Below are 18,720 nucleotides of genomic sequence, written 5' to 3'. Positions count from 1 at the left end.
AATGTTTTTTAAAATAGGAGGGAAGTTCTATTCTTGTATATAAAGATCGTTTATTTAATAATATTATACTAAATCCATATAACAAAGGAAGAAGAAAGCTAAAAGTGATTACTGCTTATGCTTCCCCTGCTTTTTTACATCATGTACTATATGGACTTAATGAAATTGAAATTGAAATGTACATCGGTATGACTAAATATCAGCCAATAACAGTATGGGATCACAAAGAATACTTAAAAATGGCGAGTGAAACTAATAGATTAAGTGTAAATTATTTTTATGGAGAGAGACCTGTCCACTCTAAAATTATTTATTGGGAGCAGGAGGGATTATTTGCATCAGAACTAGCTTTTGTTGGATCTGCAAATTTTACTAGAAATGGCTATGCTAATTATAGCGAAATAATGGCAGAGGCTGACTCAATAGAAATAGGAAATATTTTCAGTGATATTGGGGAGTATATAGATTTTAAGCATCCCAATATTGAAGAGTATATTACATTTACATATCAGTCTGATTTGAGAAGTTCAGAACAAGAAGGGTCTGGGTTAGGGAAAATAGTAAAAGAAAAAGAATATAAACATTTTGATTTTCCGTTAACTATTAAAAGTAATAGAAGGAAGATTCATCAAAAATCAGGATTGAATTGGGGACAGCGTCCGGATAGAGAATCGAATCAAGCCTATATCCCTATTCCTAAAGAAGTTTATACAACTGACTTTTTTCCAGATAAGAAAATGCAATTCAATTTGATAACAGATGACGGAGAGAGTTTTACATGTGTAGTAGCGCAAGAAAACAATAAAGCTCTTGAGACACCAGAGGATAATAGCATACTGGGAAAATATTTCAGAAAAAGACTCAACGTACCATTAGGCAGTTTTGTTAGGGTTGAAGATTTAGATAGGTACGGGAGACATCATGTCACCATATATAAAATAAATAATGAAACTTATTTTATGGATTTTAGCTAAGGGAGAAATATAATGATTCGATCTGGAATAAGTAAGGTTGAGAAGTTCAGCAGAGTCTTAAAGAGAGAATTAGCAGAAAAGGAAATCAATAAGATAAAAAAAACAGCTGAAGAAATGAATGAAAAGATAGGGTTTCCTAATAATGAAACCCGTCAAGGCTTACTGTTTGGACAAGTACAAAGCGGTAAAACAAATAATATGTTGATGACAATTGCTCAAGCCTCGGATAATGGCCATCGTTTATTTATCATACTGACATCTGACAACCTGTGGTTGTATGACCAGACCTTAGAGCGTGTTCAAGAAGCGCTCCCCGGGTTACTTACTCTTGGAAAGGATTCTTGGGGAATTGAATCAATGACCTCTAGAATTCAAACAGCGTTAAACCATAACGGAGGAGTTGTTTTAGTTACCACTAAGAATAAAAAAATATTACCTAAAATGCAGGAGTTTATTAAAGAGCATATACCCCGGAATACAAGATCAGTTATATTTGATGATGAAGCAGATCAAGCAAGCTTAAATACGTTTGCCAATACTGAAGTGCAGGATAAATTAAGTGAAGTAAGTGCTGCTATTGTTAACCTTAGAGATTTTTTTAACAATCATGTCTACGTTCAAGTAACCGCTACGCCTCAAGCACTGTTATTACAAGGCGCAAACCAAGAATTCCGACCGGATTTTATTGTGAAATTCAGTCCCGGCGCAGGTTATATAGGGGGAGAAGCGTTCTTTGAAGAAGGTGCTGGTGCTCTCAAGACATTTGCAGACTCAGAGATTGATGACATAATGAACGAAGAATCAGATATTGCTCCCCATACAAAGGGGCTCGCTATCCCTACCGGTTTAAGACAAGCTCTATGCACTTTTTTTATTGGAGCTTCAATTAAAATTTGCAATGGAGAAGGGACAAATTATACATTTCTTTGTCATGTCAGTCATAAACAGGACGACCATCGAAGGTTAGAGACGATGGTTAATGGTTTTATTACAAGTCTATCTAAGGCTTTGCACGAAGAGAACCATGAAACAGAAAAAAATATTGTATATACTTATTTAAATGAAGCTTATCAAGATTTGCTGCAAACTAACAGCAGGACGCCTTCATTTGAATTAGTTATAGCGGAGCTAGCTGATAACATAACCAGCACGCAGTCACAATTAATTATTTCGGGGAGTCATTTTAAAAAACCTAGATACAGTTCCCCATTCAATATTCTAATAGGAGGAAATAAATTAGGCAGGGGAGTAACAGTTAAAAGGTTATTAGTTACTTATTATGGACGTTCCAGCCAAGCGCCCAAAGTTGATACAATTCTTCAACATGCCAGAATGTATGGTTATAGAGAACGAGATTTAGGTGTGTTAAGATTTTTCACATCGTACTCAATAGCTGAGATTTTTACAGAAGCCTATCTTTCTGAAAAAAGATTAAGAACAGTAATTAATAAGGCTGATTCTAGTGACCTTCAAGCATTAGTTCTGTCAAGGACAAAACACTCTTTGCTCAGGCCGACAAGATCGAATGTTATCTATCTGGATTCTGTATTATTTTATATGTCAGGAAAACGCTATTTTCCCAGAAATCCATTGGTAAGTAATGTGGGTTTGTTAGATCAGTTATTAGAAGATTATAAAGATGAACAAGGGCTGGAAATGATAACGATTCAAAGATTGATAGAAATCGTCAATCTAACTAAGTCTAAGAATATTGAGGGCGGCAGCTGGGATGATGAAGCAATTTTAGCTTGTTTGAAAAATATGAAAGAGATGTATAATAACCGCGGCTATATTGCCGTACGCAGAAACAGAGACATAAAAAAGAATGCCAGAACAATGCTATCATCGGATGATAATTTATTATTTAATCCGCATGGTCCGACTTTAATTATGTATAAGTACACTGGATCTGCGAATAAAGGGTGGTCTGATGATACACCTTTATGGGTGCCTAATTTAAGGTTCCCAGATGGAAATACCTATTTTATGTTTTCAACTAATGACATACCGAACGATTAAAATTACTATAAAAGGACGGGACTGATCTTAACGATCGAATATTGATTAAAAAAGGGGGTCAGTCTCTTTTTTATTTTTAAACAAATGAAAAACTTGCAAATGTTGTCATTTGCAAGTAACGATGTATTTTAGATGAGAAATGGAACTTTTTCCTCTTTAACTAACTCTTTAAAAGTCCATTTTGGCTCAATGGAGTCATATTCAATTCCAGCAAACGTTTTTAGTATCGCTTCTGCAATAATTTGAGCAGCTTTTGGAGGGACAGCCATGCCGATTTGCTGTCTTACCTTTTCTTTCTTTCCTTCAAATACAAAATGATCAGGAAAGGTTTGCAGGCGTGCCCGTTCTCTATTTGTTAAGGCGCGGGGCTCTTCCCAATGGTACACGTGAGTGCCGCCGCCGCCGCTTCCAGTCACCGTATAAGATGGTTCATCCGGATGAAGACGTTTATAAATCTGACTCATTCGGGCACCTTTCACTTTAAGTCGTAATTCTTCCGGAATGCCCTCATACCAGGCGTTCTTTCCGGGAGGAATATAGTTCAGCATCTCAATAGTTTTTTGATTATGTTTCGTAGGCTCATGATTTTCAGTAAAATCAAGAATAGGCGGATTATTGAGTGCGTCGTATGCAGTAACATACTGAGTTGGAGTAGTAGGAGCAGGAATTTTAAATTCTAAATTCTGGTCTTTTCTGATACCTACTATAATAATACGGTGTCTTTTTTGCGGTACGCCGTATTCCTCAAATTTATATAAGTGAGGAGTGATTGTATAACCCATCCCCGCTTCTCCCAGTTCCCTCAATATCTGAATAAAAGCTTTACCTTCATTTGCACTTTGCAGACCGCCCACATTTTCAGCAATGAAAAATTTTGGGTTATGATAATTGAGCACCTTTACACCATATGAGTAGAGAGGGCCGTAATCGCCGCTCATTCCTTTATGTTCTCCAACTATACTGTAATCATTGCAAGGGAATCCAAAGGCTAATGCATCTATAGGAGGGAGGCTTTCTATATCCAATTCTTGCACAGGACCCTCAATTACTGACGGGTCATCAATATTTTTGCAGATATTTCTTCTGTATGTTTTACATGCAGATTCGTCATAATCATTAGACCACTCATGTTTTATGCTGTATTCATTACCGGAACTGTCAACGACACGGGCGCTTGTAATTCCTAAAGACAGTCCTCCTGGTCCGCTGAACAATTCTCCTTTTCGGAAGATCATATAAAAACCTCCATTTGTTGATCTCATACACATTATAAACTATAACACATCTTAACGCTAAAAAGAGAACGTTTGTTTCGCGAATTTAAAAGGAGAAAACTTTTGTTTTAATAGAAGATTTAAATGTTTTCATTGAGGGAAAACTTTTACAAATCGGGAGGGGAATCGTATGGCTGACACTCATACAAAAGAACAAAGAAGAAAGAATATGCAGGCGATTAAAGCAAAATCAAAATTAGAAGATAAAGTATCCGCAGCCTTATGGAACAGGGGGCTGCGATTCAGAAGAAATGTTTCATCTCTTTTTGGTAAGCCAGATATAGCTATTAAAAAATACAAAATTGTTATCTTTGTTGATTCTTGCTTTTGGCACGGATGCAGCTCTCATGGAAATCAGCCAAAAAGCAACAAAGCGTATTGGGAGAAAAAACTGAAGCGGAATAAGGAAAGAGATCAAGAGGTTACTTCCTACTATATAAAACATGGCTGGCATATATTAAGGGTTTGGGAACATGCTTTTAAAGAGAATTTTGAAAGAACAATAGATGAGATAGAAACTTTTATAAAAACGAATATGTAGATAACTGATTATAAATTTTCCCGATGATAAATAATTCCTTTTTCCTACTCATCCAAATAAACCCATAGTGTAACATGAAAATAGTCTATAATGCCCGAAATTTACAAGCGAGGTGTTTACTTATACTAGCAGAGATGAACGCATTACATTCGGCAAGAGCCGACTTTGCTATAAAACAAGAGCACATTCATGCCTTGAAACAAGTCAGACATGAAATAACAAATTTAAAACATGAGTTTGCAGATATCAACCATTTGATCAGTCAGCCTCATTTATCCCCGCATACGTGGAAAGGGAGCCATGCAAAGGCCTTTGAAGAGTGTCGCGAAGATATGGCACATGCCTGGGCTGATATCAAAAAGGACCAGGTGAACGGGATAATTGAACGCACTAATGAAAAGATTTCTATATTAGAGGGTGACGTGCATACACTTCAGCACAGAATACGATCTATTGAGAATGAGATCCGAAAACAAAAAGAGAAGAGATGAGGTGCGATATGGGACAGGAGATCAAGATGGATTTCCATATGGTAAAGCAGGGGACAAACTGAAGCTGTATCAAGCCCATTTTTGCAAAGTGAGGTTATGCCCTATGTGTGCGTGGCGCCGGTCGTTAAAAATTGCTTATCATAATAAATTAATTGTGGAAGAAGCTAACCGGCAGTACGGTTGCGGGTGGATTTTTCTCACGCTGACTGTCAGAAATGTAGCAGGAGAAGAGCTGAAGTCTAAGATTTTTGACATGATGAAAGGGTTTAATCGTCTCATGAAATACAAAAGGGTCGATACAGCGGTACTTGGCTATTTTAGAGCTTTAGAGATTACTAAAAATCATGAAGAAGATACATATCATCCGCATTTTCATGTGTTATTGCCTGTGAAAAGAAGTTATTTTGGCAAAAATTATATCAAGCAGGCAGAATGGACAAGTCTTTGGAAAAGGGCGATGAAACTGGACTATACGCCGATTGTTGACATTCGAAGAGTCAAGGGAAGAGCTAAAATTGATGCTGAGCAAATTGAGAGCGATGTGCGGGAAGCCATGATGGAGCAAAAAGCAGTTCTCGAAATTTCTAAATATCCTGTTAAGGACACGGATGTGGTGCGTGGCAGCAAGGTGACGGATGATAACTTAAATACTGTGTTTTACTTGGATGATGCGCTTTCTGCGCGAAGGCTGATCGGGTACGGCGGCATTTTGAAGGAGATAGGAGATACATAAAGATCTGAGATCTGAACCTTGAAGATGCGGAAGACGGCGATCTGGTTAAGATTGATGAGGAAGACGATGAGGTGGCAAACAGCGCTTTTGAGGTCATGGCTTATTGGCATCCCGGCATCAAAAATTACATAATCAAGTGAAAGGGAGCAGGCCATGTGGCTTGCTCTCTTACTTTGTGGAACCGTTATTCAATACAAGCAGAAACGATGGCCGTAATGCCAAAGAAGTCCATTATCGCCTCTTTTATTTCAGGGCTGGCTTTTGAAGCTGCTTTGGAGACTGCTTTGTTCCAAGCGGTTTTTTTACTGCGGTATTTTTTCTTGTAATAATTGTAGTACTGATATGTTTTAGTGACGAATGTCTTTACTCCACCCAAGGCTTTTATTGCCTTTTTGATCTTTAACAATTTTGCAGGAGCGAAAGCTAGGCTGGCAAGTGCGGTACCGACAGCACTTATACAACCTAGGACACCTTGAGTCTTGAATGGTTTGTCCGATTGATGAAGCTCAGTTGCAGCGGCGTTCATATCATTGATTAGCGATTGATCATCGATGTTATTTCTGAACCAATCTAAAATTGCATCAGAACCTTGGTTGACCACTGAGTCAGGTATGTTTTCAATTGCGTATAATGCTTTTTGACTAGAAAGCAAACTTGAAAATTCTTTTTCGAGATTAGTGTCTCGAACTAATGATTGATTATTCGGTGATTCAGCGGCTTCAGCGGCTGTCGTTCCAAGGATTGAAAATAAAAACACTGAAACAACTGCCAAAATAATTTTACTTCTGTACTTTAGAACAAATTTCATATTATCCCCCTTTTTTACTTGAAAATACCTTGTAAATTATAAACCATTTTACCACTTGATTCCATAGCGGAAATTGTGTCATGATGGATTTAGGTATATAAAGTGTTTAACAGAAAGAGTGAGGGGATCAGCAATGAGTGACAAAAAATATGAATCTATACACTGGTTTGCGTCAGTACTAGCGTTTTTATTAATAATTTTGAATAGCTTTTTTACAAAAATTGAGGGTGTAACTGTTGGTATTGCGATTGTATACATAGTGATCATGGGAATTGTTAGGAGTACATGGAAAAAAGCTAAAATAGATTAAGCAGGCCTTCAGGCCTGTTTTTTTATTGCGGTGCAAAAGAGAGAAAATTGTTATGCATGAGTGAAAAAATAAAAAAGTGGACTCGGTGAAAGTCTCCTTTTTTGTAACACGCCTGACGGAAATCGAGAGATTTAGCATGTACACAGGGTGGTGTGTATAAGTGCGCCATTTTCCGTGTGTTCTATTTCCAAAATTGCCACTACTTTTTTTGTTTAGTGGCTGCGATCATTCTTTGTGTCTCTAGCGACTTCCGTAATGCCGCAGTGAGTGTCTCGTGTCTTTCATGCTGTCTTTTTTCGAATTGTTCCATCCGTTCCGCCATTCTTTGGTTGAATTCTTCCTGTCGCTTCATGAATTCCACCAAAGGATTGTCCTGTAGCGATGTAGCGGTATCCGATATGGTCAGTTTTGAACGATACAGGCTTGCTATATGCTTTACCGTTTCGTCGAGTGAGTGTCCATTGATCTTAGTCATTGTACATAGATACTCTAAAGTCTTTACGTCATCTTCGGTATAGAGTCGCCATCCTTTCGAATCTTTATTGAACGAGTAGCCTTGTTCTTCAAGCATACTGGCATACTTGCGGACAGTCACCGGCTCTATACCGAGGTGTTTTGCGACGTCCTTGGACGATAATTTGACTCCCATATCCATCACGAATCACCTCGTAAAATAGGTTCGCTATGGCGAGGTCAGACACCTTTAAGTGTTGCATCCTTTATTATGATTTGAGTTGTTTTGAAAAGGGTGCATTTTAAAAGGCGCTGCATACCTAAACGAGAGGAAAAATCCAGTCATGACAGGGGACTGACTGGGTTCTTTTGTGTTTGAGTTTGTTTTGGAATTTAGGAGCGGTCACGGAGTGCCCAGTTATACGCACCAAATAAATTGGGGCGTACTGGCGAAAATGACCCGCAGGGCCTTTTGATAAAGAGGAGGGGGTAGTAATGCAAGAGATTCATTTTGAAACAGGGATGAAATATGTAAGAGCAACCCTTGGCTTTGAGGGCTTAGTGCTGACGGAAGAAGAGGAAAAGCTCTTAGAAAGGCGGTTTCATGGAGAAATCACAGAAGAAGAATACATACGAAAAGCGCTAGAGCTGTCTTATTCCGGTAGTTCAAAATAAGTGATGTGAAGTTTTCGAGGGGTTGGGAAGGAGCCGAAAAAATGAATGTTGATAAGAAGAGGGAAATCCAAAGAAAATATAAAGAGCAAATGCGAAGGAAAAAAGTGACCTACACTGTAGAAGCAGTGGTTGTTACTGCGATTGTTGTGTTAATTATTTTTTTGAATTGCGTTATTAAAGGATTTTAGGGAAGCAAGCGAATAGGGCGTGAGTCAACGGTAACCGGACCGTAGGGAGGATTAAGGAGTTGACTCACTCAGCGCCACCCGGACCCTTTTAGAATGAAAAAACGCTACGGCTATATCTATGTCGACCGCGGCAATGACGGAAAAGGCACGTTTGAAAGAAAGAAAAAGAAAAGTTTTTATTGGTATAAAGACGTCATCGCCACAAACGGAGAAAGTCTGTAAGCGCAATGTTCCGGAGAAAGCCGGCAAAATTGACATTCAGCAAAGAGAGGAGGACAATAAAAGCAGAAAGGCGGGATTCATATGTTTAAAAAAATTCTTGCAGCAGTAGACGGTTCAGACATGAGCAGCAAAGCTTTGGACGCAGCGATCCATCTGGCGAAAGAACAGCAGGCTGAACTCACCATTCTCTATGCGGGACGTGAAGCCGTTGTCTCCACATCAGCCCTAACAGGGATTGTCTATGTTCCGGAAAACTTCATTGAAGACATCAAACATGAAGTCGAGCAAAAAGGAGCGGCCATTCTGGAAAATGCCAAGCAGAAAGCGGCTGAAAGCGGGGTAAACGCGGAAAGCCTGTACGTCCAAGGCGAACCTGCGCATCAAATTTTAAACATAGCGAAAGAACAGCATTTCAATCTGATTGTCGTCGGAAGCCGCGGAATCAGCGGATTTAAAGAAATGATGCTCGGAAGCGTGAGCCATAAGGTCTCACAATTGTCTCCTTGTCCTGTACTGATCGTTCATTAAACAGAAGACCCTGCTGATGCGGGGCTTTTTTTAATGAGAAAAGACCGCCGTCTTTCGAAAAATAGGATGAAATCTTCCTCTGAATCAAGTAAAATGGCTGTTAGTATTTGTCTGAATAAACAGTCAATGATATGGGGGAAGCAAATCAATGCAAGCTGAACAAACATCAAATGCCGTCATCAAAATGGTCATTTCCATGGTCATTTTCGGATCAATCGGCTTTTTCTCGGAACATACGAATGTTCCTTCAATTGAACTGGTCTTTGTGAGATGTCTGTGCGCCTCTTTGTTTCTGGGCGTTTGCTGGTTTGGTTCCGGACGGCACCGCACCGAACAATGGAACCGGCGCGAGGTGTTGCAGACATTGGCCTGCGGATTTTTTCTCGTGCTGAACTGGGTGTTTTTATTTAAATCGTTTGAGGAGACATCAGTGACGATAGCCATTTCCGTTTATCATCTGGCTCCGGTTCTCGTCCTTCTTCTAGGGAGCCTTATATACCGGGAGAAACTGCATATTGTGTCCGTCACTTCCATCGTGATTTGTTTTCTGGGCACCGCCCTGATTTCCGGCATCAACGGAAATACGTCATTTTCTCAGCTGATGGGATCGGGTATTATTTGGGCCGTGCTGGCCGCCCTTTTTTACGCCTTTACGACACTGGCCGGGAAAGGTATCAACAGTCTCAGCCCATATGCGGTCACCTGTTTGCAGACCGGGTTGGGCGTTATCATTCTTCTCCCGTTCGTCCGTTTCGGCGCTTTTTCTGATTTGTCGCATGTGAACTGGATCATGATTGTGTCAACCGGTATCATTCATACGGGAATTGTGTATTTGCTTTTTTTTGACAGCTTGCGGTTTTTATCCACCCGGTTTATATCAATCATCGTATTTCTTGATCCGGCGGTGGCGATTGTGCTTGACACCGTATTTACGGGGTTTCGCCCCGACCTTTATCAATCTTTGGGGATTGTATTGATTTTTGCGGGAATGGCACTGTCCCTGATTCGAAAGCAAAAAGCCGTGCCGGCGGAAACTCAGGCAGACAGCACCCGTATATAGGCGGCCGTATCGGCTGCTTTTTTTGTTTTGGGGCTTTTCAGCCATAACGAAAAAGCAGACAAACAGATCATGGAAAAAGAGGATAGTAATTGTATAATACTTCATGTGTTTGCAATTTAAGAGATTAAAGGAGTGAAGGGCATGAAAAAGAAGACGCGTCATCTCGCTTTCTTGGCTGCACTCGGCTTTGCGCTTTGTCTGGCCATCGTATGTTCCGCATCCAAGCAGGCAGAAGCGGCAGCGGCTTATCCGGATGTGATGCAGGGACTTACCGGATTCGCTGGCAATGCGAAGGATCATAACGGAAAAGCAAAATCCGCCGTATCGGGAGGCCAGGGCGGCCCCGTCGTCTACGTCAGCAATCTCAATGATCTGAAAAACAATGCGGGCGGAACGGACCGCAAAACCATCGTCATCACAAGTGATATTTCTTCCCCGGGGAAAGCCGTTGTGACAGTCGGCGCCAATAAAACCATCGTCGGCTCTTATACCAGCCACAGGCTGACCAACATCTATCTGACCACCGGCTCCGGATCAAACAATGTGATTTTCAAAAATCTCATTATCAGCCATAATGCCGCCATTACAGGCAACAACGACATTCCGATGTACATAGCGAACGGGCAGAATTACTGGATTGACCACGTGTGGTTTGAAGGACACAGCTACAATCCGAACAGCCACAGCGATTTGGGAAAGCTTCTGTATGTCGGCGCCAAAGCGGATTTTGTGACGCTGTCTAACTCTAAATTCACAGACCATCTGTACGGCCTGATTCTCGGTTATCCGAATGATGATAACGAAGGACGCAATTATATCGGCTATCCGCATATGACGATCACCAACAACTATTTTAATAACGTCTATGTGCGTTCACCGGGCCTGATGAGATACGGCTATTTTCACGCAAAAAACAACTATGTGACCAATTTCAATTTAGGATTCACCATTCATACAAACGCGACTGTCTTCTCAGAAGCCAACTATTTCGGTAACGGAAATGAAAAAGGCGGAATGATAGACGACTACGGGACGGCCCAATTCACCGACATCGGTTCATTCCCGTCGCTCAAAGCCCCGAAATCACCGCGCACCGGCTGGAATCCGAGATCAAATTACAGCTATGGCACCCTTTCAGCCCAGGACGCCAAAAACTTCGCCCAATCTTACGCGGGAGCGCAAAATACAAATCTCCGCTATCCATAATACGAAAAACCGCCGGCAGCCGGCGGTTTTTTTATATGAATAAAAGGTTCAAAATTCCTATAATCCTTAAAATAACCTTAAATACCTAGGAAAATATTGATAAACAATTTCAATAATATTACTATTGTTAAGCCTATATTACAAAAGAAGGAGGAGAACCTATGAAAATAGGAAAAAAGAACAAGTGGAAAAAATGGCTGGCCGGCACTCTTGCGGCAACGCTTATGATTTCCATTGCGCCTGCCGATGTATTTGCGGCAGAAACGCGTGAAAAACAAGATCAAGCGAAAACCGCCGCCATTCCGGCAGCAGACCCGGAAAAAGATCTTCCGGCGGAAAAAGCATCCGAGCAGATGCCGTTTGATCAAAAAGATATCAATCAAGACGGTGAGATCACGTCTGAAAGAACTGAGAATTCAAAACTTTATTATGAGGGCGAAGGTGTATACAAACAGGAAATCTACACAGACCCCATTCACACGAAAGAAACCGCCAATGCGGACTGGGAAGACGTTTCCCCTGAATTGAAAACCGGCTCAAAGGATGTCGGGACGGAAAATACAGTGCTGAACTCCGATTTTCTGAAGCAAATGAAAAACGGATTATACGCTACATTTGAACATGATGATCATAAGCTCACATACTCATTAACCGGCGCAAAAGGCCCCGATCAGGCTGCAATCACTCCGACAGATGCCTCAGCAAAAGTGAAGGAAGACAGCAACGAGCTTACGTATCAGCAAGTGTTTCCTGCTATTGATTTACAAACCTACACATTTAACGAAAACATAAAAGAAGACCTTGTGCTTCACAAATATGAAGGCTACAATTCCTTCACCTTTCAAATCAAAACCGACCTTCAGGCTAAAGAACAGGAAGACGGCTCGATCGCGTTTTCTGATGACAAAGACAATGTCGTCTACACCGTGCCGAAGCCTTTTATGACCGACTCAGATCTCGACGAGAAGTCAGGTGAGGTCAGCAGGTCAGAAGATGTCAGCTTCAAGCTTGAAAAAAACAGCGAAGGCTACTTGCTGCATGTAACGGCCGATGAAAAATGGCTGAAAGATCCCAAGCGGGTTTATCCGGTATCTATTGATCCTTCCACATCAGTATCCGTGTCATCCGATACCTTTGTCATGAGTGCGTACCCGACGACAAACTACTCTGCCGCGTCGCAGAAATGGGACGCCGGATTGAAAGCGTACGTGCTGAAAACAGGTTATTATGACGGCACAACCGGAACGAACTACGCATTTATGAAGTTTGATAATCTAAAGCCGATCAAAAACATGACGGTGACAAAAGCGACGCTTAAAGCATACACAGCCCACTCCTATTACGGATCAAAGGCGACGGGGCTTTGGCTCGACACCGTAAACAGCAATTACGACAATGCCAAGATCACGTGGAAAAACAAGCCGGGCTCCAAAAACATCGGCAAAGCCGAGGTCTATAAAGGCCAATGGGCAAGCTTCGATGTCACATCCGCAGTCAAGTCGTGGAACAGCGGCGGCGCCAATTACGGCTTTAAGCTTCACACAAACGGCAACGGAAAAGAATATTGGAAGAAGCTGATGTCATCAGCAAACTCTGCTAAAAAACCATACATTGAAGTGACATACACGATTCCGAAGGCGGACACGCCGTCTGTCAAAGCGTATCATAACGGAGATTCGACAGGATTTTTCAATATCAGCTGGAAAAAAGCTGAAGGCGCCAAAAGCTATAAAGTGTGGCTTTATAACGGGAAAGAATATCAGGCCATTTCTGTCGGCAATGCAACCTCTTGGAGCACAAAAGGAAAAAACATCTGGCCGACAAAAGCGGAAATCGACTCCGGCAAATATAAGCTGCATACAGACGGAAAAGGCGGAACTGAATTAGCGCTTAATCCTTCGCCGGTCTATAAAAACGCCGGCGGCAGCTATCCGGCAAGTAAAAATTACTGGGTCGCGGTCAGCGCGGTGTTTGACCAGGGAGAGGGCGCCATGTCTGCGGCCGCCAAGCCCGTCATTCCGAATATTGGCAGAGTTCAGAAACCAAGCACGAAAGGCTTTAATAACAACAACGCCACAGGCTGGTTTGATCTTTCCTGGAAAGCCGTATCAGGCGCAGCCGGGTATAAAATGCAAGTCTTTAACGGCAAAAGCTTTGAAACGCTTGACCTCGGAAATAAAACATCCTGGTCCACAAAAGATCAAAACATCTGGCCGACAAAGGCGGAAATCAGCGCCGGAAAATATGCGCTTCACCTGAAAGACAAAAAAGGCGCGGAATTGCCGATCAACCCGGGCCCCGTTTATAAAAACGCCGGCGGAGATGCGAACCGGAAAACCTACGGATTTAAAGTCATTGCTTATAACAAAGACGGAGAAGCGATCGCCTCACCGGAATCAAGTCCGGCGCTGCCTGATATCGCAAAGCCGAAAAACCTGACAGGCTACGTCTATACGAACACGAAATCGAGCCAAACGGGTTATGTCAATCTCATATGGGATAAAGTCAAAAAAGCCAAAGGCTACAAAATCAACATCTACAACGGAAAAGACTATCAATCATTCGATGTCGGGGATACCGATCATTGGACGACCCAAAACAAACACATCTGGCCGTCAGCCGATGAAGTGAAAGCGGGAAAATTCCAGCTTCACACGGACGGAAAGGGCGGCGAACTGGCGCTTGACCCTTCACCTGTTTACGAAAACGCAAACGGCAATTACAAAGGGAAGAAGAACTATTCCTTTACGCTGACCGCCTATGACGCAAACGGTGACAGCATATCGACGGCACCTTTTAACCCTGTTTTCCATGAAGGTGCGGAATTCCTCGGAACGGAAGAATTCTGGTCTATTATCGACATTCCGGACGGACAGCTGAACGGCGCGACGGGAAATGTCATCGTCAATGAAGAAGATATGTCAATCGACGGACGCGGACCGGGGCTCGGACTCTCCCGGACCTTTAACAGCCTTGACAGCTCTGACCATATGTTCGGCCAAGGCTGGTATGCCGATGCGGAAACGTCGATTCTTTCTGAAGACGGCAGAGCCGTTTATATTGATGAGGACGCGACAACACATGTCTTCACGAAAAAATCTGACGGCACGTATCAGCCGCCGACGGGTGTTTATCTCGAACTGACAGAAACAAGCGACCAATTTGTATTAAAAACAAAGGATCAGACGAACGCTTATTTCAGCAAAAAAGGCGGCAAGCTTCAAAAAGTCGTTGACGGACACAACAACACAACCGTATACGAATATAACGACAGCAATCAGCTGACCGCCATAACAGACGCATCAGGGCGCAAGCTGACATTTACCTATGATGAAAACGGCCATGTCACATCTCTTACAGGGCCGAAAAACAAAAAGATTTCGTATTCATATGACAAAGACCTTCTCAAAAAGGTGACGGATACTGACGGCAGCGTCACAAGCTATGACTATGATGCCGAAGGGCGCCTCGTCAAGCAGTATTCCGCAAACAGCACGGAGGACAAACCGCTGTTCACTGAATACCAATACAGCGGCCACCGTCTGACCAAAGCCGTCAATGCGAAAAAAGAAACGTACGACTACAGCTATGACGCGGACAAAAAAACGCTGCTCATGACGCAGCCGAACGGCCGCAAAGTGCAGTACGGCTATAATGAGGCGGGCAACCCGATTCAGCTGATCGATGATGCCGAAGGGCTGAAAATTACGACCAACACTGTATACGAAGGCAACAACGTCATTCAGGACACCGATCCGAACGACGCGGATGCGGGCAAAGCGACAGAAAGCTATCAATATGATAAAGACGGCAACGTCACAGCCGTAAAAGACAACTACGGCACCGAAACGTATCAGTACAACAAAAACAATGACGTAACGAAAATGAAGGATACCGAGGGGAATATCACTGATATTGCGTACGACGGACTGGATGCCGTTTCTGAAACGGATCAAAGCGGAAAATCCTCATCGGCCGCCGTGTATGACAAATACGGTAATCTTATTCAATCAAGCAAAGAGCTGGCAGCTTCGGCAAGCCTGCTGAAAGACGGCAGCTTTGAAGGAACAAAGCTGGGCTGGAATCTCACCGCTACGAGAGACAGCGGAAGCATCGCGTCTGTAAAAGCAAGAAGCGGCGCGCTGTCCGGACAAAAAGCACTGGAGATCACCTCACAATCCGCTTCAGCCGGAACAGAGCACGGCCATGCGTCCGCAACGCAGGAAGTGCAGCTTGAGCCGAATACGACGTATACACTCAGCGGCCAGATCAAAACGGATCTGACAAAGGCGAGAGCGTATTTCAACATTGATCTGCGTGACAAAGACCAAAAACGCATTCAATGGATTCACAATGAATCAGGCGCATTAGCCGGAAAGAATGACTGGACGAAACGGCAGATTACCTTTACAACACCGGCCAATGCAGGAAAAGCCATCGTCTATATGGAAGTGGATCATAAAGACAAGGACGGCAAAGGAAAAGCGTGGTTTGATCAGGTTCAGCTGGAAAAAGGCGAAGTCTCTTCAAGCTATAACCCGGTTCAAAACAGCAGTTTCACGGCTAAAGCAGATGGCTGGAGCACAAGCGGAGCCGCCGCTGACCTTGATGAAGGCTTCGATGATGACAGCTCATTAAAAGCGTCCCGCACAAATGCATCACAAGCCAATGCGGCCGCAAAACAAACCGTTACATTAGGCCAAAGCGCGGACGATAAGCCGGTATATATCACGCTGACAGGGATGTCCAAGGCTGACGGCGTAAAATTAACGAACGACAATGATTACGCGCTTCAAGCCGGCGTCACCTATGCGGACGGCACGACAGGCGTCTACACCGCCAAATTCCCGCAGGGGACACAGGAATGGAACCGGGCGGCGGCAGTCATTCCGAAAACAAAGCCGATCAATAAAATCGAAATCAGCATTCTATTCCAAAAAAGCGCCACGGGAACGGCGTGGTTTGATGACATCCGATTAATCGAAGGAAGCATCCTGACGAAAAACACCTATGACGAAAAAGGAAACTACGTCACAAAAGAAGAAGACGAACTAGGTTATGCAAGCACTGCTTCATATGACGAGACTGGCAAGAAAATGTCTGAAACCGACGCGAAAGGCGAAACAACCGCCTACGAATACGATCAGGCCGACCAGCTGACAAAGCTGACCCTGTCAAACGGCACATCCATCCTTCACAGCTATGACAAGGAAGGAAATGAGCTGACAAAAACGATTCGGGCCGGCGCAGACCAGACCTATCAATATGAATATGACGTCATGGGCAAGCTCGTCAAAACAACCGACCCGCTCGGCAATGTACTGAAGAGTGAATATGACGCCAACAGCAACCTGACGAAAACCGTTTCCGCCAACGGCAATGAAGTGTCGCTGACCTATGACGGCACCGACCGGGTTAAGTCAAAAGCGTATAACGGCACTGAAAAATACAACTTTACCTATGACAAAAACGGCAATGAAACGTCAGTCACAAACAAAGAACAAAATACAACGAAAAAACGCACCTTTGACAACAAAAACCGCCTGACCGAATTAACCGACCGCGGCGGCAGCCAAAGCTGGACGTATCCGGCTGATTCAGATAAGCTGAAAACTTTCTCATGGAGCCACGGCGGCCAAAAAGGAACAAACAGCTTTACGTACAACAAACTTGATCAAATGATTGAAATGAAAGACGGCACTTCAGCCTATACATTTGATTATGATGAAAACGGCAATGTCCAGACATTCATCAGCGGCAATGAAGTCGGCACGAGCTTCTCGTATGATGAGCGGAATCTCGTCAGTTCTCTTCATATCGGAGCCAAAAACGGCGGCAGCATCTTCCGGGAAAGCTATGAATACGACGCCAACGGCAACCGCACGGTCATCGACAGCTCAGCCGGCGGAAAGGTGCAGTACGAATACGGCAAGCTCAACCAGCTCGTCAAAGAAACTCATGAAGACGGCACTGTCATTCAATATACGTACGACGGCTTCGGCAACCGGACAAACGTCACCACCACAAAGGACGGCGCAAGCAAATCAGTCAACGCATCATTCAATATCATGAACCAGCTGACGAAGGTGAATGACGAAGACCTGTCCTATGATAAAAACGGCAACCGCACATCTGACGGCAAATACACATATACGTGGGACGCGGAAGACAACCTGACCGCCGTTACAAAAAAAGGCGAAGACAAGCCGTTCGCAACATACAAATACGATGAAAAAGGAAACAGAATCCAAAAAACCGTCAACGGAAACGTTACGAACTACTTCTATGACGGAGACAGCTTGAACGTTCTGTATGAAACAGACGCCGACAACAACGTCACAAAATCATACACGTATGGTGACAGCGGCCAGCTGTTATCCTATACAGAGAACGGCAAGAAATATTTCTATCACTACAACGCACACGGCGACGTCATCGCCATCTCAGACAGCACGGGAAAAACCGTTGCCAAATATCAGTACGATGCGTGGGGAAATCCGACAAAAACCGAAGCAAGCGACGAAGTAAAAGACAACCGCTACCGCTACGCAGGCTACCAATACGACGAAGAAACCGGCCTGTACTATCTCATGGCCCGCTACTACGAACCAAGAAACGGTGTATTCTTATCACTAGACCCAGACCCGGGCAGCGATGGGGATTCTTTAGATCAGAATGGATATGCATACGGAAACAACAACCCGGTGATGAATGTTGATCCAGATGGGCATTGGGTGTGGCTAGCCATTAACGCCGGCTTTGCGGCTTATGACGGATATAAGGCATATAAATCAGGTAAAGGATGGAGAGGTGCAGCCTGGGCAGCGGCTTCGAACTTTGGTCCTGGGAAGTTATTTAAGGGTGCTAAAAGGGTTTATAGGTTTGCTAATAAGGCAAAAAGAGGTTGGTTTAATAAAGAGTCTTGGCATCATATAAAAGATAGACACGGTCCAAAGCGTTCCGATAAAAAGTATGGAAACAAAGGGAAATTTAAGAGTAACAGAGCTTTAAAAAGAACAACAAGAAGTACATTAAGGTCAGGGAAAGCGCGTAAAGGAAAATATGGACGTACAGTTTACGAAAAGACTTTTAAAAGATATGTTGGAGTGAATGGTAATAAAAGAAAAACTAAACGTGTTAGAGTTATTAGAGATAGGAATGGAAGAATAGTAACAAGTTTTCCATATTAAGTTGTGATAGAACTGCTTTTAATGGCAGTTCTTAACGTACTAGGGGGA

14 protein-coding genes and 2 pseudogenes are annotated in these 18,720 nt (G+C 43.0%); 13 read left to right on the top strand and 3 right to left on the bottom strand.

The window, feature by feature from the left end; genetic code table 11:
- Positions 1–29 precede the first annotated feature (29 nt).
- Both AC2CGA_RS10850 and AC2CGA_RS10845 read left to right on the top strand, forming a co-directional pair.
- Positions 30–974 (top strand): restriction endonuclease PLD domain-containing protein, encoded by a 945-nt coding sequence (locus AC2CGA_RS10850; RefSeq protein ID WP_484480203.1) that lies wholly within the window; start codon positions 30–32, stop codon positions 972–974.
- A gap of 12 nt (positions 975–986) precedes the next feature.
- Positions 987–2,993 (top strand): Z1 domain-containing protein, encoded by a 2,007-nt coding sequence (locus tag AC2CGA_RS10845; RefSeq protein ID WP_044052779.1) that lies wholly within the window; start codon positions 987–989, stop codon positions 2,991–2,993.
- A 128-nt stretch (positions 2,994–3,121) separates the two neighbouring features.
- Here AC2CGA_RS10845 and AC2CGA_RS10840 read toward each other — a convergent pair whose 3' ends face one another.
- Positions 3,122–4,228 (bottom strand): DNA cytosine methyltransferase, encoded by a 1,107-nt coding sequence (locus AC2CGA_RS10840; RefSeq protein WP_044052780.1) that lies wholly within the window; start codon positions 4,226–4,228, stop codon positions 3,122–3,124.
- 169 nt (positions 4,229–4,397) lie between these two features.
- Between AC2CGA_RS10840 and AC2CGA_RS10835 the strand changes: the two genes are divergently transcribed.
- From AC2CGA_RS10835 to AC2CGA_RS10825, 3 genes and pseudogenes are all read left to right on the top strand, one after another.
- On the top strand, positions 4,398–4,808 hold the full coding sequence (locus tag AC2CGA_RS10835) for a very short patch repair endonuclease (RefSeq protein WP_024085991.1): 411 nt from the start codon (positions 4,398–4,400) through the stop codon (positions 4,806–4,808).
- Positions 4,809–4,882: 74 nt separating this feature from the next.
- Positions 4,883–5,299 (top strand): DUF5082 domain-containing protein, encoded by a 417-nt coding sequence (locus AC2CGA_RS10830; protein WP_257645418.1) that lies wholly within the window; start codon positions 4,883–4,885, stop codon positions 5,297–5,299.
- Between the two features lie 55 nt (positions 5,300–5,354).
- Positions 5,355–6,172: pseudogene (locus AC2CGA_RS10825) on the top strand (protein rep); the annotation flags it as partial.
- A 44-nt stretch (positions 6,173–6,216) separates the two neighbouring features.
- On the opposite strand, the gene AC2CGA_RS10820 reads toward AC2CGA_RS10825, so the two are convergent.
- A complete protein-coding gene (locus AC2CGA_RS10820) occupies positions 6,217–6,840 on the bottom strand; it encodes a hypothetical protein (protein WP_032875613.1) in 624 nt (207 codons plus the stop codon).
- Between the two features lie 133 nt (positions 6,841–6,973).
- On the opposite strand from AC2CGA_RS10820, the gene AC2CGA_RS10815 reads away from it, so the two are divergent.
- A complete protein-coding gene (locus tag AC2CGA_RS10815; RefSeq protein ID WP_024085988.1) occupies positions 6,974–7,150 on the top strand; it encodes a hypothetical protein in 177 nt (58 codons plus the stop codon).
- A gap of 199 nt (positions 7,151–7,349) precedes the next feature.
- On the opposite strand, the gene AC2CGA_RS10810 is transcribed toward AC2CGA_RS10815, so the two are convergent.
- Positions 7,350–7,805, bottom strand: a complete 456-nt coding sequence (locus tag AC2CGA_RS10810; protein WP_041482386.1) for a MerR family transcriptional regulator — start codon at positions 7,803–7,805, stop codon at positions 7,350–7,352.
- A gap of 293 nt (positions 7,806–8,098) precedes the next feature.
- Between AC2CGA_RS10810 and AC2CGA_RS10805 the strand changes: the two genes are divergently transcribed.
- The 7 genes and pseudogenes from AC2CGA_RS10805 to AC2CGA_RS10775 all read left to right on the top strand — a co-directional run bounded on the left by AC2CGA_RS10805 (position 8,099) and on the right by AC2CGA_RS10775 (position 18,672).
- Positions 8,099–8,278 (top strand): hypothetical protein, encoded by a 180-nt coding sequence (locus tag AC2CGA_RS10805; RefSeq protein ID WP_024085987.1) that lies wholly within the window; start codon positions 8,099–8,101, stop codon positions 8,276–8,278.
- Between the two features lie 41 nt (positions 8,279–8,319).
- On the top strand, positions 8,320–8,466 hold the full coding sequence (locus AC2CGA_RS10800) for a hypothetical protein (protein ID WP_024085986.1): 147 nt from the start codon (positions 8,320–8,322) through the stop codon (positions 8,464–8,466).
- A 93-nt stretch (positions 8,467–8,559) separates the two neighbouring features.
- A pseudogene (locus AC2CGA_RS10795) lies at positions 8,560–8,688 on the top strand (family 1 glycosylhydrolase); the annotation flags it as partial.
- Positions 8,689–8,769: 81 nt separating this feature from the next.
- Positions 8,770–9,216, top strand: coding sequence for a universal stress protein (locus tag AC2CGA_RS10790; RefSeq protein ID WP_004393301.1), 447 nt, complete (start codon positions 8,770–8,772; stop codon positions 9,214–9,216).
- Positions 9,217–9,364: 148 nt separating this feature from the next.
- Positions 9,365–10,276, top strand: coding sequence for a DMT family transporter (locus AC2CGA_RS10785; protein WP_004393303.1), 912 nt, complete (start codon positions 9,365–9,367; stop codon positions 10,274–10,276).
- A 141-nt stretch (positions 10,277–10,417) separates the two neighbouring features.
- Positions 10,418–11,482 (top strand): polysaccharide lyase family 1 protein, encoded by a 1,065-nt coding sequence (locus AC2CGA_RS10780; RefSeq protein WP_014306116.1) that lies wholly within the window; start codon positions 10,418–10,420, stop codon positions 11,480–11,482.
- Positions 11,483–11,643: 161 nt separating this feature from the next.
- The gene (locus tag AC2CGA_RS10775; protein ID WP_349686197.1) at positions 11,644–18,672 is read left to right on the top strand and encodes a DNRLRE domain-containing protein; all 7,029 of its coding nucleotides are present in this window, start codon (positions 11,644–11,646) and stop codon (positions 18,670–18,672) included.
- Positions 18,673–18,720 lie beyond the last annotated feature (48 nt).

Source organism: Bacillus sp. SYZHCR11, assembly GCF_057196865.1.
The sequence above is the reverse complement of the archived record's forward strand: the minus strand, read 5'-3'. Positions and strand labels throughout refer to the sequence as shown.